Source organism: Corynebacterium sp. ACRPE (assembly GCF_022347435.1).
Taxonomy (GTDB): domain Bacteria; phylum Actinomycetota; class Actinomycetes; order Mycobacteriales; family Mycobacteriaceae; genus Corynebacterium; species Corynebacterium tuberculostearicum_D.
Window position 1 is genome coordinate 17,059 of sequence record NZ_JAKRNA010000024.1, and the last position, 15,173, is coordinate 32,231.

General features: G+C 57.8%; 12 protein-coding genes. 6 read left to right on the forward strand and 6 right to left on the reverse strand.

Annotation, left to right across the window (positions count from 1 at the left end; genetic code table 11):
- Positions 1 to 2: 2 nt before the first annotated feature.
- Positions 3 to 1,040 (reverse strand): thiamine-phosphate kinase, encoded by a 1,038-nt coding sequence (locus tag MHY13_RS10175; RefSeq protein ID WP_204609265.1) that lies wholly within the window; start codon positions 1,038 to 1,040, stop codon positions 3 to 5.
- Between MHY13_RS10175 and MHY13_RS10180 the strand changes: the two genes are divergently transcribed.
- A complete protein-coding gene (locus MHY13_RS10180) occupies positions 988 to 1,887 on the forward strand; it encodes a DUF3515 domain-containing protein (protein WP_239283024.1) in 900 nt (299 codons plus the stop codon). The two genes, MHY13_RS10175 and MHY13_RS10180, sit on opposite strands and share 53 nt — an antisense overlap.
- Before the next feature lie 13 nt (positions 1,888 to 1,900).
- Here MHY13_RS10180 and MHY13_RS10185 read toward each other — a convergent pair whose 3' ends face one another.
- Together MHY13_RS10185 and MHY13_RS10190 are read right to left on the reverse strand one after the other, a co-directional pair.
- Positions 1,901 to 2,962 carry a D-alanine--D-alanine ligase family protein gene (locus MHY13_RS10185; RefSeq protein ID WP_204609269.1) on the reverse strand — a complete coding sequence of 354 codons (1,062 nt, stop codon included), beginning with the start codon at positions 2,960 to 2,962 and terminating at the stop codon, positions 1,901 to 1,903.
- 22 nt (positions 2,963 to 2,984) lie between these two features.
- The gene (locus tag MHY13_RS10190; RefSeq protein WP_239283025.1) at positions 2,985 to 3,983 is read right to left on the reverse strand and encodes an NAD(P)H-dependent glycerol-3-phosphate dehydrogenase; all 999 of its coding nucleotides are present in this window, start codon (positions 3,981 to 3,983) and stop codon (positions 2,985 to 2,987) included.
- A 161-nt stretch (positions 3,984 to 4,144) separates the two neighbouring features.
- On the opposite strand from MHY13_RS10190, the gene MHY13_RS10195 reads away from it, so the two are divergent.
- Complete coding sequence (locus MHY13_RS10195; RefSeq protein ID WP_239283026.1) at positions 4,145 to 5,143, forward strand: bifunctional NUDIX hydrolase/histidine phosphatase family protein; 999 nt, start codon at positions 4,145 to 4,147, stop codon at positions 5,141 to 5,143.
- Positions 5,144 to 5,245: 102 nt separating this feature from the next.
- Here the strand turns inward: MHY13_RS10195 and MHY13_RS10200 are convergent, their stop codons facing one another.
- The 3 genes from MHY13_RS10200 to leuC form a co-directional block, all read right to left on the reverse strand.
- The gene (locus MHY13_RS10200; RefSeq protein WP_239283027.1) at positions 5,246 to 6,157 is read right to left on the reverse strand and encodes a hypothetical protein; all 912 of its coding nucleotides are present in this window, start codon (positions 6,155 to 6,157) and stop codon (positions 5,246 to 5,248) included.
- A gap of 199 nt (positions 6,158 to 6,356) precedes the next feature.
- Entirely contained in the window at positions 6,357 to 6,947 is a 591-nt protein-coding gene (gene leuD / locus MHY13_RS10205; protein ID WP_239283028.1) for a 3-isopropylmalate dehydratase small subunit, read from the reverse strand.
- 21 nt (positions 6,948 to 6,968) lie between these two features.
- Complete coding sequence (leuC, locus tag MHY13_RS10210; RefSeq protein WP_239283029.1) at positions 6,969 to 8,390, reverse strand: 3-isopropylmalate dehydratase large subunit; 1,422 nt, start codon at positions 8,388 to 8,390, stop codon at positions 6,969 to 6,971.
- A 52-nt stretch (positions 8,391 to 8,442) separates the two neighbouring features.
- On the opposite strand from leuC, the gene MHY13_RS10215 reads away from it, so the two are divergent.
- The 4 genes from MHY13_RS10215 to MHY13_RS10230 all read left to right on the forward strand — a co-directional run bounded on the left by MHY13_RS10215 (position 8,443) and on the right by MHY13_RS10230 (position 14,682).
- Positions 8,443 to 9,126, forward strand: coding sequence for an IclR family transcriptional regulator (locus MHY13_RS10215; protein WP_239283030.1), 684 nt, complete (start codon positions 8,443 to 8,445; stop codon positions 9,124 to 9,126).
- A 183-nt stretch (positions 9,127 to 9,309) separates the two neighbouring features.
- Positions 9,310 to 9,603 (forward strand): hypothetical protein, encoded by a 294-nt coding sequence (locus tag MHY13_RS10220; protein ID WP_239283031.1) that lies wholly within the window; start codon positions 9,310 to 9,312, stop codon positions 9,601 to 9,603.
- A 216-nt stretch (positions 9,604 to 9,819) separates the two neighbouring features.
- Positions 9,820 to 12,471 carry a YhgE/Pip domain-containing protein gene (locus MHY13_RS10225; protein ID WP_239283032.1) on the forward strand — a complete coding sequence of 884 codons (2,652 nt, stop codon included), beginning with the start codon at positions 9,820 to 9,822 and terminating at the stop codon, positions 12,469 to 12,471.
- Positions 12,472 to 12,474: 3 nt separating this feature from the next.
- Complete coding sequence (locus tag MHY13_RS10230; RefSeq protein ID WP_239283033.1) at positions 12,475 to 14,682, forward strand: YhgE/Pip domain-containing protein; 2,208 nt, start codon at positions 12,475 to 12,477, stop codon at positions 14,680 to 14,682.
- Positions 14,683 to 15,173 lie beyond the last annotated feature (491 nt).

Genomic DNA, 15,173 nt, shown 5'->3' on the forward strand with positions numbered 1-15,173 from the left:
GGTTAAAAGCTCAGCCAGCCTTTCTGATAGCTCGGTGTCGTACCTCCCAGCGTAACCCCGCAGCCGCGGGTTACGGTGCCAATCTTTCGGAATCCGGAGGGGGCTTCCTTTGCGGTCGTGCCGATGAGGGTGTGGTCTTCGCCGCCGCTGAGTACCCATTCCCAGGGATCGCAGTCGAGTAGATCCGCGGCCTGGCACAACAACTCTTCTGGTTGCAAGGCCTGTGGATCCAAGTCCATGTGCACGCAGGAGTGCTCGGCCATTGTCGTGCAGTCTTGAATCAGACCGTCTGAGTTATCGGTCATCGCGGTGACCCCTGCGGCGCGGGCAATGACGCCGCGGCCGGGGTTGAGCCAGGGGGCACAGTGGGCGTCGATAAGCGGCTGCAGGTACTCATACCCTGCAGGAAGGTTCCGTCCAAAGCGCTCCAACAAGGCCAAGCCGGCGGCCGAGTGGCCGATCTTGCCGTGCGCTACCACCTGCTGGCCGGCCCGCGCCCCGTCCAAGGTCAAGGCGGGAAGGCTGCCGCCGAGGAAGCCTACGGCCGTGATGTTGATGACCAAGAGATCAGACTTAGTGAGGTCGCCGCCTACCAACTCGGCGTTATAGAAGGAGCTATGTTCCGCAATTCCCTCGGCAATGCCGCGCACGAAGGGCACCGGGGTATCGCCTGGCGCGGCGATTGCAAGGAGGGCGGCAACCGGGCGGGCACCCATAGCTTCCACATCGGCAAAATTGCGCAAGATGGCCTTCTTGCCAATCTCACGCGGGGTAGACCACTCGCGCAGGAAATGACGCCCCTCCACCATCAAGTCGGTAGCCGCCACGGTGCGGGAATTCGGTGGTGCACTGGGCAGGACCGCGGCGTCGTCTCCATTAAGCCCACTGGAGGCCACAGAGGTAATTTCCCGAATGGCGGCGCGTTCTCCCACATCTGCGAGAGTCTGAGTTAAGTTCACCAGCTTCCTTTCGATACTATGAGCCCTTATGACATCCCAATTTAACCGCACCGCGATCTTCATTTCACTTGGGTTGTCCATAGTGATGGTTCTGGCGGTCCTTTTCGGCGCAAAATACGTATTCAATAACGTCGCCAAAGCACCCGTGGCGGTCTCCCCCGTGGAGTCTAAGGAGGCAGACTCGCAAGCCTGCCGCAGCTTTATCGACGCCCTGCCGGACAAGGTGATGGATAAACCGCGTGCAGACATTGCCGAGCCCGTACCTTCCGGTGTCGCGGCTTGGGCCGCTACCTCAAACGATAAGGTCACCGTGCGCTGTGGCGTGGATATGCCTTTCCAGTACACCGAGTACTCCCAGACCCAGGACGTAGAGGGCGAACAGTGGTTCCAGGTGCGTGATGCCACCCCTGGCTCGAACCTCACCACTTGGTATGCGCCGCAGCGCTTCCCCATTGTCGCGGTCACTGCCTCCACTGATGCAGAGCCGGGCGAGCTTAACGACGCCCTCTCGTCCCTCGAAGAAAAGCCTGCCACCGCCCACGAGGCGCCACTTAAGGCTCTCAAGGCGGGCAATGACCAGATGTGCGCAGAAGTAGAAAAGGCACTTCCGGATGAAGTAGCTGAGGGCTACCGCCGCCGCGAGGTTGAGGAAAAGAATACCTATGTGTGGAGCGCCGATGGCCGCGAAGACATCGTTGCGCGATGCGGCGTAGCCAAGCCGGAGAACTACCGGGCCGGAGTCAAGCTCCAGCAGGTTAACGATATTCCGTGGTTCGAGGACACCACCTTGGCTCATGGCACGACCGCAGGCACGTGGTTTGCCCTCGGCCGCGAGGACTACCTTGCGCTACACGCCCCACAAGATGCCGCGCAGGCAGCACTGGTGGAAATCGGCGACGTGCTCGCAGAGCACACGACCGAAAAGTAGGCAGCGCTTAGGCCTACTTGGCTAGGGCCTGCTCGATAAGCGCCTCGAGCAGCGCTGGGTACTCGACGCCCGAGGCCGCGAGCACCTGCGGGTACATGGAGATCGGGGTAAAGCCCGGCAGGGTATTGATCTCGTTGATGTACACGGAGTCCTCGGTGACGAAGAAGTCGACTCGGGACAGACCCTCGCAATTGAGGGCCTCGAAGGCGCGGATTGCCATGTCGCGTAGCTTCTCGGTCAACTCGGGCGCGAAAGGTGCGGGGATTTCGGCGGTGACCACATTGTCGAGGTACTTGGTGTCGAAGCCATAAAAGCCCTCGTCGGAATCATCGATACCGGCGAGCAGCGCCGGGACGGAGGCCAGCAAGGTGCCATCGGCATAGTGAAGTACGCCGATTTCTACCTCTTGGCCAACGATTTCCGGCTCCACCAGGATTTTCTCGTCATCCTCTAGCGCCAGGGCGACGGCTGCGGGGAATTCCTCCCAGGTAGAGACCTTGGATACGCCAATGGAGGATCCACCGCGTGCGGGTTTAACAAAGACGGGCAGGCCTAGTCGCTGCTTTTCGTCTTCGCTTAGCTCGGTGCGGCCTTTGAGGATGACCTCAGGCGCTACTGGGAGGTCTGCTGCTGCCAGCACCTTCTTGGTAAATTCCTTATCCATGCCCACCGAGGACGCCAAGACCCCTGGGCCTACATAGGGCAGGCCGGAAAGCTCAAAGAGGCCTTGTACAGTGCCGTCCTCACCAAAGGGTCCGTGCAGAATGGGAAATACCACGTCGACCTCTGCGAAGAGCGTGCCGTCGGTGACGTTATGGAATTGTCCCCTGGCATTGGGATCAAGAGAAAGGGTCAGCTCCGCCCCTGCGCTAACCTCCGGCATGACACCATCGACAATTTCTAAGCCCTCAGTGGTGCCGGGCGTCCACGTGCCCTCACGGGTAATGCCGATGGGCACCACCTCGAATTTCTCTGGATCGAGGTGGTTCATGATCGCGCCTGCGGATACGCAGGAGACGGAGTGCTCGGTGCTACGGCCGCCATAGATAACGGCCACGCGGGTCTTTTCAGTCATGCCCGCAGATTTTACCCTCGACCTACTCCGACTTCTTAGACCGACCCATCAAAGCGATGATCATATCTTCCACCGCCATGCCCTCGTAGCAGACGCCATAAACCGCGTGCGTGATAGGCATCTCTACCCCGGCCTGCTGGGCGAGGCGATAGATGGAGTCACAGGAGTAGACGCCCTCCGCGACCTGGCCATTGGTTGCGGCCTTGGCCTCTTCAATCGTGCCGCCTTGTCCCAGGCGGTAGCCAAAGGTGCGGTTGCGCGACAGTGTCGAGGTGCACGTTGCCACCAAGTCGCCCATGCCTGCGAGGCCAGAAAAGGTAAATGGATCCGCCCCCAGCTCCACGCCCAGGCGGGTAATTTCCGCCAGACCGCGGGTGATGATGGTGGCCATGGTGTTATTGCCCAGCCCCTTGCCGGAGGCGATACCACAGGCCAAGGCGATGACATTCTTGCAGGCGCCACCGATTTCCGCGCCGATGACATCGGTATTGGTGTAGGGCCGCAGGTACGGCGCGGCGACCGCTGCTTGCACGCGCTGAGCGCGGTCTTCATCGGAGCAGGCAATCACCGTGGCGGCCACTTGGCCGGCAGCAATCTCCTTGGCCAAGTTCGGGCCAGACAGTACCGCCACGCGGTCTGCTGGCACGCCCGCCGCATCCATAATGACCTCGCTCATGCGCTTGAGCGTGGCGGTCTCTACGCCTTTAGAGATGGACACCAGGGTCGCGTCCTCTGGCAGGTGCGGCGCCCACTTTTCCACGTTGGCGCGCAAGGTTTGGGAGGGAACGCCGAACACGACGACGTCGGCAAGCGCCAATGCTTCCGCATCATCATGGGTGGCCCGCACGGTGGCTGGCAGCCGGGTATCAGGCAAATAGTCCGGATTGGTGTGGGTCTCGTTGATGGCGTGCGCCAATTCCGCGCGGCGCGCCCACAGGCGAACGTCATTTCCGGCGTCCGCAAAGACCTTGGCCAAGGTAGTGCCCCAAGAACCAGCACCCATCACGGCAACATTAACCATGGTGTCTCCTCCAAACGTGCAAATCTATAACCCCAACCTTAAAGCATGCCCGTCCCCCGTGGGGCGAGGATGCACAACGCGCCTTACCCGTGGGACAATGGGCGCTTAGACGTTGTATTTAAACACCCAATTTCTGTGGAAAGGCCCCGTGGAGGCAGACGATGCCCAATATTAAAAAGATGCACGAAACCGACAAGGATCAGCAGCACGAGGAGTTTATCTCCGGCCGCCACCAGGAAATCCCGGTGGACCCCGCCAAGGAATTCCACCGCACTACCCTTGCCGCCGGCGCCGTAATCTGGCGCGGGTCCCCTCAGGACCCAGAAATCGCGCTCATCCACCGCCCCCATTACGATGATTGGTCCCTGCCCAAGGGCAAGGTCGATCCCGGCGAATCACTGCCCACAACCGCAGCCCGGGAAATCCTGGAGGAAACCGGCTTTAGCGTGCGTCTGGGCAAGCTCATCGGCAAGGTAACGTACCCAGTTCAGGGCCGTACAAAGGTGGTCTATTACTGGGTGGCCAAGTACCTGGGCGGAACCTATTCCGCCAATAGTGAAACCGATGAGCTGCGGTGGCTGCCCATCGACGAGGCGCAAGACCTCCTGTCCTACGACGTCGATACCGCGGTAGTGGCCAAGGCGGCTAAGCGCCTACGCATCGCGCCCGCTACCCGCGTGCTCTATGTGCGCCACGCACGCGCGCATGAAAGCGGTAGCTGGGAAGGCGATGACAACCTGCGGCCACTGGATAAAAAGGGCCGCCGCCAAGCAGAGATGCTGGTGCCGATGCTCAGCGCGTTCCAGCCCACCGCCATTTACTCTGCTCTGCCCCAGCGCTGCCAGCAGACGGCTTCCCCGCTTGCCGACGAACTGGGCAAGGACATTTCCATCAATAAAAACTTTGGCGATGAGGCCTGGGAGAACGACCCAGAAGCAGCCAAGAAAGCTTTCCGCCGGGTGGTCAACGACGGCGGCGTGCCTGTCATCGTAAGCCAGGGCGCCACCATTCCTGGCATCATTGAAGACCTCGCACCAAAGTTCCTCAAGAAGCCCGTGGACAAGCTGAAGTTTAAGAAAGCCTCTGTATGGGTCTTGTCCTTTAACAACGGCGAGCTCACCGGTGCCGATTACCTGGCCAGCCCACTGCCCGTGCGCTAGCTTTTCACCTTTCCCGTTTTACGGCTAAGGCCCTGTCTGCCACCTGATTCGGTGGACCGGCAGGGCCTTCTGTGCACTCCTATTGTGCGACTACGCAGCTTTCTAGCCGCGCAGTCCAAGGGTGCGGCGGACAAAGAGGACCGTAATGAGCGTATTCAGCGCCGGGAACAAAATGATGCCGACGATAGTAAAGCTCAGCACGGCGTACAGGACGGCAATGAGCACGAGCACCAAGATGGTAACTCCAACATTCTTCTTTGCCACCTCGATGGATGCACCAAAGGTTTCGCCCACGGATAGCTCAGGGCGTGCAGCCTTGACGGCCGGCATCCACGTGAAGAAGAAGGCAGCAAAGAGGCCCGGGATAATCAGGAGGAAAAAGCCCAGAATGACAACCACGAACGACAGAAAATAGACCGCCATGAGTCCGGCGATATTCTTTAAGCTGAGGAAGTCCGTTATCTGCAGCGTGCCGGTATCCACCTGCTTATTGGCGGCCTGGTACCAGGTGCTATATGCCCAAATCATCACGAGGAACATCGCAATAAAGACAAGAACCATCACTGCGACCAACCCGCCAGTAAGCGCAGCATCAGACCCCGAGCTACTGTTGGCTAGGGCATCAATGGATGATCCGCTGCCCGCTAGGACCGCAATCAATAGCAAGTAGAGGATAAACATCACTACGCCCTGGATCAGTGGGCCAAAAATCCATTGTGCCCAATTGCGACCAAAATACCGGAAGCTATCGCCGATGACCTGAATAGCATCTACATCTTGGCCAAACAGGGAATCGTCTCCCGGATACGGGCTTCCGGCGTATCCGGGCTGGCCGTTTTGCTGCTGTCCATATTGTTCCTGGCCGAACTGCTGTTGACCAAAGTGCTGTTGTCCGTAGCCAGACTGGCCATTCGCGTCGTGTCCACGAGATGCAGACTCATTGCCAGCTCCGGGATACTCTGCACCGTTGTTTCCTGAATTAAAGGAATCATTATTCGAATAGGGATTGCTCATAAATCTAAAGCTAGGGGCATACTTTGGTGCGGGAAACTCGAGCAAGCAATTGTTACCTATACGTTACTGAGTTGTACCCCCATTTACCCCAAGGCGGAAGTTTGAAGTTCACGTGTGAGCGCACGGCGCCCCTACAGCCTCTTCGCGTTGCAGGACTGTAGGGGCACTGCTGGCCCGCCGATCGCCATCGATTCTTCTGCTATTGGGCGTGAACAGCAGGCTTGAAGCTAGGGCGACGCGATTCGTACGTAGCGATTGCATCCTCGTTGCGGAGCGTAATGCCGATATCATCTAGCCCTTCCATCAACCGCCAACGGGTGTAGTCATCAATATCGAAGCGGTAGGTATTTTCACCCACTGTGACTGTTCGAGCCTCCAGGTCCACGGTGACCTGGGTTTCTCCTGGTTCCAGCTGTTTCCAGATGAGCTCAATATCTTCTTGCTCCATCAATCCAGTAAGCAATCCGGACTTTCCAGCGTTGCCGCGGAAAATATCAGCAAAGCGGGAAGAAAACACCGCGCGGAAGCCGTATTCGCTCAACGCCCACACTGCGTGCTCACGGGAGGAGCCGGTGCCAAAATCACTTCCCGCGAAAAGCACCGAGCCATCCTTGAATTGCGCCTGGTTGAGTACAAAGTTGTCATTGGAGCGCCAATTAGAAAATAGGCCAGCTGAAAACCCGGTACGCTTGACCGACTTCAAGTAGCGCGCGGGGATGATCTGGTCAGTATCCACGTTGGAAGCGCGCAGGGGCACACCCGTTCCTGTATGCGTAATAAATTTCTCCATTGTCAATGCCTTTCTAAGCGCTTAATCCAGATCTGCAGGGCTAGACAGGTAACCGGTCACGGCAGTCGCGGCAGCCACCTGCGGGGAGACAAGGTGCGTGCGCCCACCAGGGCCTTGACGCCCCTCGAAGTTACGGTTGGAGGTGGAGGCGGATCGCTCGCCCGGAGCCAATTGATCCGGGTTCATACCCAAGCACATCGAGCAGCCGGCGGTACGCCACTCCGCGCCGAACTGTCGGAAGACTTCGTCGAGGCCCTCCTCCTCCGCTTGGGCCTTGACCACGGCGGAGGACGGCACGACCATCATCCGCGTATTGGCAGCGATGGTGCGCCCCTTGACCACATCAGCCGCAGCGCGCAGGTCTTCGATGCGGGCATTGGTACAGGAACCGACGAAGACGGTGTCGATCTTGATATCGCGCAGCGGAGTACCTGGCTGCAGGTCCATATACTGCAAAGCCTTTTCCACAGTGGCCTTTTCATTATCATCACCACAATCTTCCGGATCTGGGACCTTCTCCCCTAACGGAAGGCCATGTCCAGGATTAGTTCCCCACGTAACAAATGGGGTCAGCGAGGAGCCATCAATTTCTACGACGGTATCGAATTCTGCGCCTTCGTCCGTGGGAAGCGTCCTCCAATACTCAACCGCGGCATCCCAGTCTGCTCCTGTGGGAGCAAACTCGCGGCCGTTGACATACTCGAAGGTCGTCTCATCGGGAGCGACCATGCCAGCGCGGGCTCCTGCCTCAATAGACATATTGCAGATGGTCATGCGCGCTTCCATGGACATCTTGCGGATGGCCTCTCCGCGATATTCAATGATGTGGCCCTGCCCGCCACCGGTACCGATTTTCGCGATTATGGCCAAGATGAGATCCTTGGCAGATACCCCCTCTTGCAGCTCGCCAGTCACCTCAATAGCCATGGTTTTGAATGGCTTTAAAGAAAGCGTCTGCGTAGCCATGACGTGTTCTACCTCAGAGGTGCCAATACCCATGGCGATAGAACCAAAGGCGCCGTGCGTGGAGGTATGCGAGTCGCCACACACGATTGTCATACCCGGCTGGGTGATCCCCAGCTGCGGGCCAACTGTGTGCACAATGCCCTGCTGGGCATCACCCATAGAGTGCAAGCGCACTCCAAATTCCTCGCAATTTTTGCGCAGGGTCGATACCTGGGTGCGTGAAACCTCATCCTTGATTTCCAAGAGGTTGCCGGACTTGATGCCTTGCGTGGGAACGTTATGGTCCTCGGTGGCCAAGTGCAACTCAGGGTGACGCAACGTGCGGCCGGCCAGCCGCAAGCCATCAAATGCCTGCGGACTGGTAACTTCATGTAGTAGCTGAAAGTCAATAAAGATGAGGTCTGGCGCCCCAGCATCGCCGTGTTGGACGACGTGATCGCGCCACACTTTTTCTGCCAATGTCAGCTTCTGGTTCATAAACTTCTCTCCACACTTGAAATCTCATAAGTTGGGACGTAGATTTCATTGTATGGGAGAGTATAGCGCAGTTTCCGGAATTAAGGTGTTGGATCGAGCAATGGCCATAATGATGGCCGCCGCCAACCACCCCTCCACCCTCAATGAATTATGCGAAACCACGGGGCTGCCTCGGGCGACAGCACACCGATTGGCCACCGCACTCGAAGCACACCGCATCCTCGTTCGCACCCCCGATGGAAAGTGGAAGGCCGGCCCAGCCCTTCCCGGCAACCGAGATCACCTCCTCGAGGCAGCCGAGCCAATCATGGAGAAACTGCGCAAACGCACCGGAGAATCCATCCAGCTCTATGAGGTCACCGGAAATACCCGCACCTGCATTGCCACCAGGGAGCCGGAATCCGGCCTCCACAACGTCGTACCAGTCGGGCGCCAGCTGCCACTTAGCTCCGGCTCTGCCGCACGCATCATTGCCGCATATGTAGACATCAATACCGAAGATGCCTCGTTTACCCAAGAAGACATTGAGGCGGCCCGAAACCAAGGCTATTCCGAATCTATTGAGGAACGCGAAGCCGGCTTAGCGTCCATCTCAGCGCCGGTTTTCGATAGTTCCGGAACCTTCCTCGCAGTGTTGTCGATTTCCGGATCTGCCGAGCGCTTCCGACCTTCCCCGGCCCAGAAATATGCCGACATTCTCACTTCCGCCGCACGCGAATTGAGCAATCTCCTCTAGGGCCCTCCCCAGCTTTACGATGCCCGCCGGCAGCTAACCCCAAGGAGGCGGGCCCTTTTATTTCCCAAACCAGAAAATTAGAGAATCGCACCCACGCCTATTGAAACTCAAATGAAAATACGCTTTAATGAAAACACACTGAAAACAACGGGGAACGTCCCCAACGAGAGAGGAACAGGCATCATGACCCACAACACCCACGAAGACCATACCCACACCCATGGCGCCGATTGCGGCCACGTTTCCTTCCCGCACGGTGACCACACCGACTATCTCCACGAGGGCCACATTCACCGTGAGCATGATGGCCACTGGGATGAGTGCGAGACCACCGAGCACGTTGAAGCCGAGGCGCACGCCGACCACACCCATGGTCAAGGCTGCGGCCACGTAGCGATCCCGCACGGCGACCACGTGGACTACCTGCACGACGGGCACCGCCACGCTGCCCACGGCGATCACTACGACGAGCACTAAGCGCCTATCGGGGCTTAGCCCCAAATCGCTTGCCGCCTAGGACCCTTGAACTACGATCCTAGGCGGCCTTTCTATGCCCACTCCCACTCCTGAACTCGTCCCCGAAATTCACACCAGAAACATATCTGCAAGCTCGACAGGACGCGCTCTCTCATTTCTGTTAAAACTGACAGTCAGACTATTAGTTCTTTCCGGTTGGGTGCTACGGTTCTTCGAGTGATTACTAGTTGGAAGATTTTTCTCCAAGATTTTGTCCGCTTGTGGCGGACCCCGCAGGTCTGGGTGATCCTCATTGGTTTGATGATCACCCCAGCCCTGTATTCCTGGGTAAACATCTCCGGTTTCTGGGACCCATACGGAAACACAGAACACCTCAAAGTCGCCGTAGTTAATGAGGACAAAGGCGCATCCTCGGAGATGACCGGCCACTTAGACGTCGGCGGGCAGATGATTGACAAGCTGCATGACAATGACAAACTGGGCTGGCAGTTCATGGACCGCCAGGAAGCCGAAGACGCCGTTAAGAAGGGTGACGTCTTCGCCTCGGTAATCGTCCCCGAGGACTTCTCGGCCGATTTCGTTAGCCTTTTTAAAGGTACCTATTCTCAGCCCACGCTGGAATATCACGTCAATGAAAAACTGAACGCCATTGCACCGAAGATTACTGATACTGGCGCTTCGACCCTAGACACCACCATTAGCTCTACCTTCAATGAGCAGGTAGCGGATTCGGTGGCCACTGAGCTAAAGAACTCCGGTGGCGATTTGAGCCAGAAGATTAACAGTACCGCAAGCAAGACCGCGGATTCTTTTGCAGAGACTGCAGATACGGTAGCTAACTCCCGCAGCCAGCTTGCTGACGTGCATTCCACCATCGAAGACGCGCGCCCTACCATCGCGCAAGCCCGCGAGTCTTTGGGCACGGTGCAAAAGACCGTCGACGACGCACAGACCGCCCTGGATGAGCTGAACTCTATAACCGCAGAGGTCCAGCGGGAAGTCACTTCTTTCTCGGATGATGCCACCGCCGCCTATGTAGAAGGCACTACCGCGATGGCGGACGGCACCGCCTCCGCCAATGCCACCGTAGGCTCGGTCTCCGGCAAGCTGCGCGGCGCACTCAATCGCGTAGGTGCCGCATCTGCGGGCGCGTCAGGAATTGTCGGTGAAGCTGACCGGGCAATCGATCAGCTGGATAAGCTTGCGGCTTCACCGGCCCTGCCACCACAGGTTTCCCAACAGATTAAGGATCAGGTAGGAGACCTCCGCGAACGCAATGACCAGAATAAGGCCGTTCTCGGTGACTTAGATACTCTCAACGGCAAAACGAACGACACCATCGACTCGCTCAATAAGACCACGGGCATGTTGGAAAAGATGGCCGCCCAAACACGCGATGATTCCCACGCGCTGCGCGATAATGTGGCCGAAGGCCTACCCAAGCTCAACGCTGCGCTTTCCGACGTCACCGCTACCACCGGCAAACTTTCCGCCTCACTCGAAAGCCAGCAGGCACTGGTAGGGCAAACCGATGGGCTCTTGGGCGGCGTCGACGAGCAGCTAAGCCAGGCCCAGCAAGTAGTGGAGCGCTTTTCTGTGGATCTCGACGGTATTGAGGAGGGGCTTCGCGCCTCCCGCAGCGACGTGATTGCGCTGAGCAATACCGCCAATAACAATTCCATCCTGCAGTCTGTCAAGGGTCTGAACACCGATGAGGTGTCTTCCTTCCTTGCCTCCCCTGCAGAGATGGAAAGCCACGCCGTATTCCCTGTAAAGCACTACGGTTCCGGCATGTCCTCGCTCTTTATCAACCTCACGCTGTGGATCGGCGCATTCATGCTGCTCATCATCTTCCGCGCGGAGGTAGACCCGCAGGGCCGCAAGAACCTCACCATTACCAAGGCTTACCTTGCCCGCTTCCTTTTGCTTTCCTTCTTTGCCATCGCACAGGCACTCATCGTGTCCATCGGCAACCTGGCCATTGGAGTTGAACATGCCAATGCATTGGCCTACGTCGCTACCGCAGTCATCGTAGGCCTGTGCTACCTGAGCATTACCTATAGCTTGGTTTCTACGTTTGGACACGTAGGCCGCGGCATCGCGGTGGTCTTCGCCTTCATCCAGATTCCCGGTGCATCAGGCCTCTACCCCATCGAAATGACGCCGGACTTCTTCCGCGCGGTACATCCATTCCTGCCCTTTACCTATGGCATCGATGCCATGCGCGAGACCGTTGGTGGTTTCTACGGCAACCACTATGCACGCGACCTTGCCGCGCTCATCGGCATGGCCGCGATCGCTTACCTCATCGGTACTGTGATGCGCCGCGGCCTGTCCAACGTCAACATGCTGGTCAATGATGAGCTACGTAAGGGCGGGCTCGTCATCAATGAGCAAGTCCATCTCATTGGCAGCCGTTATCGCTTCACGGACCTTCTCTATGCCTTGAATGACCGCGAGGCCTACCAACAAAGCTTGGAGGATAAATGGAGCATGGCTCGCAAGAATTACTCCCAGCTGATGAAGATCACCGTCGCGGTAGGCCTAGCGTTAGTCGTCGCTTTGGGCATCTACTCACGCATTAACCCTGAAGAAAAGGCCATCATCTTCGGCCTGGCCTGCCTGGTTACGCTCATTGCGGTGGGGGTTATCTGCTCCCTTGAGTACGTCAAGCAGAGCATCGCGCACGATAACCGTCTGGCGGATCTCAGCGATGAGGAAATCCAGGAGCACCTCGAGCACCAACAGGAACACCCAAACCACTACCTCCTAGAGGACTTTGACGAGGAATCCACACCTTCTACTACCAGCGAGACCAAGGAAATGCCCGCCGTTGATGGTGATGACTCCGGAAAGGGAGGCGAGTAAGTCATGAAAAACATTCTGACCATTCTCCGCGATGACCTCCACGCCATTCGCACCAATGTAATGACCGCGGTCATCATCTTTGGCCTTGCCATCATCCCGTTGCTTTTCACGTCCTTCAACGTGCTGGCTAGCTGGGATCCTTTTGCTAATACCAACCAGCTCAAGATTGCTGTGGCCAGCGAGGATGAAGGCCACGAAAGCGACCTCGCCTCCCTGAAGCTTAATCTGGGCGATGAGGTGCTCTCGCAGCTCAGCCGCAATCACGAAATCGATTGGGTCATTACTGATAGCGCCGATGCAGTTGAAGGAACAAAGTCCGGCGAATACTATGCCGGCATTGTCCTTCCCAAAGACTTCAGCGCGGACCTTCTCACGTTCTATGTAGAAGGAACCGAACCAAGCAAGCTCAACCTCTATACCAATGAGAAGAAGAATGCGCTGTCTACCACCATCACGCAAAAGAGTGCGGACGGCGTCATCCAGAAAATCGACGAGTCCTTCACCCGCGTGGTATCCAATGTCGGCCTTGGCGTCGTCTCGGATTTTGATAAATACCTCAATGAGGACGATACCCAGACTGCACTCAATAACCTGCACAATCGCGTCAATAACGTCAGCACTCGCCTCGATGCTGCGGCTGGCACCGTAGGTGCACTAAGCAATCTGGTCGACTCCACGCTGCCGCTTACGCAGGCTGCGGACAATATTCTCGCTGAGGCTGGCCGCCAGGCTACGGAGACAGACAATGACCAAGGCGAAAACCCCATCGACGTTCTGCGCTCTACCCTCAATGACTCGGCTGGTTCGCTCGACGCTTCCTTGGCGGCTACGACGCGAAGCTACGATGCACTCTCTGCCCAGGTCGATGAGTTGCTCAATAATGCAAGCACCACCAGCGCACAAACGGCGCAGACCTACCGCACCGCCGCTGAACGGGTGAATGAGCAAACTCAGGCCTTTGAGGGAGTTCGCACTTCCATCAAGGAGCAAGCCGATAAAGTAGCTCTACCTGCCGCGGTCGCGAGTGGATATAAAGCGATGATGGGCCAGATAGATGCCTCCATTGCCCAGAGCAACGCTCTGCATGATTCGCTGGTATCTACCGCCGATGACCTTGAGCAAGGCCGGGGCACGTCCCAAGACTCCCGGCAGCGCACCAAGGATGCCATCGCCAATGCCAAGCAGGCTGCTGAAAAGGCACGCAATTCCTATAACGAGAACCTCAAACCGCAGCTAGATCAGCTCAACCAGAGCGTCTCGGTGGTCGCGGACGATATTGATGCTGTCAAGCAGGACATCGCAGGCATTCGCTCTTCGGTTTCCCAGGATGACGGGTCGCCACAGCAAAGCCTGGCGCGCGCCCGCGATACCACCGCCGGCCTTGCCGGCACCCTGCGGGAGCAAAGCGGCCGTTTTGCGGACATGGGCCGAAAAATCGACGAGGCGCGCCGTGGCGGCGATTTAGACAAGCTAGCGGATATCGTCGGCAACGATCCAGAACTGCTTGCCTCTCGCATCGCCGCTCCCGTGGCCGTAGACCGCCAGCCGGTCTACCCTGTCGCTGCCTTTGGCGTGGGTATGACGCCGTTCTACCTCACCTTGTCGCTATGGGTAGGTGCCCTTCTGGCATGCGTGTTGGTGCATACCAACGCCGAGCGTAAATACTTGCGCAAGGACGAGAACGGCAAATACGACGAGAGCGAATTCACCCGTGGCCAAGCGTTCTTCGGTCGCTTTGCCACACTCGGCCTGGTCGGCCTTGCGCAGGCCACCTTGGTGGTCCTCAGCCTCATCTTCTTCGTCCAGATCGAGCCCGCTCACCCATTCATGCTCATGTTTGCCGCATGGATAGTCTCGCTGGTGTTTATGTTGATCATCTATTCACTTGTCATCACACTCGATAGTGCCGGCAAGGCCTTGGCGGTGTTGTTGCTCGTGATACAGGTCTCTGGCTCCGGCGGCGCCTACCCGCTACCCTTGCTGCCTGAGTGGTTCCAGAACGTGAGCCCGTGGCTGCCAGCGACGTACGCCATTGATGCTTTCCGCAGCGCCATTGCGGGCATCTACCACGGCGATATTTGGCGCGAGTTGGGCATGCTACTGCTGTTTACCATCCCTGCACTCATCGTCGGCCTCATTCTCCGCCGCGCCATGGATGCCTATCACAAGCGCCTCAAGAAGGCGATTAAGAAGACGAAGGTCATGGCGTAGCCGCGCTTGGCGACGTCTCCCCTTCCGCACTTCCTACACCGCCCACTAAGCCCTTTGTCACGGCTTGGTGGGCTTCTTTCATGGTCGGGTCCCACGCTAGTGCCCCAAAGACCTAGAAGGGGCAGAGAAAGCCGCATATGCATCCACTAAAGGGACTCGGATACCCTTCCTATCTGCTAGGTCTAGCTTCCTTCTTAGGGGATTCCCTCGAACGCAGCTATCGGGCACGTAACCCACTTACGGCCCACCTGAATCCCTACTGAAGGACCGCTACGGGAGTCTGCGCCCCGCTTTACCCCAGCTCCCATACCGTCCCGTGGGCAGGACGGTTAGCCCTTGGACATCGAGACCTGTCCTACATGCCGCTAAACCGGGTTAAGGGTCAAAAAGTGTGTCCGGAATCGCGGATTTTCACGGATTGACCTGTAGGTTTCCGGAAAGTATATGCTCCGGAAGCATATATCTAGCCCCCGACGGGAAATCCTCGGTGT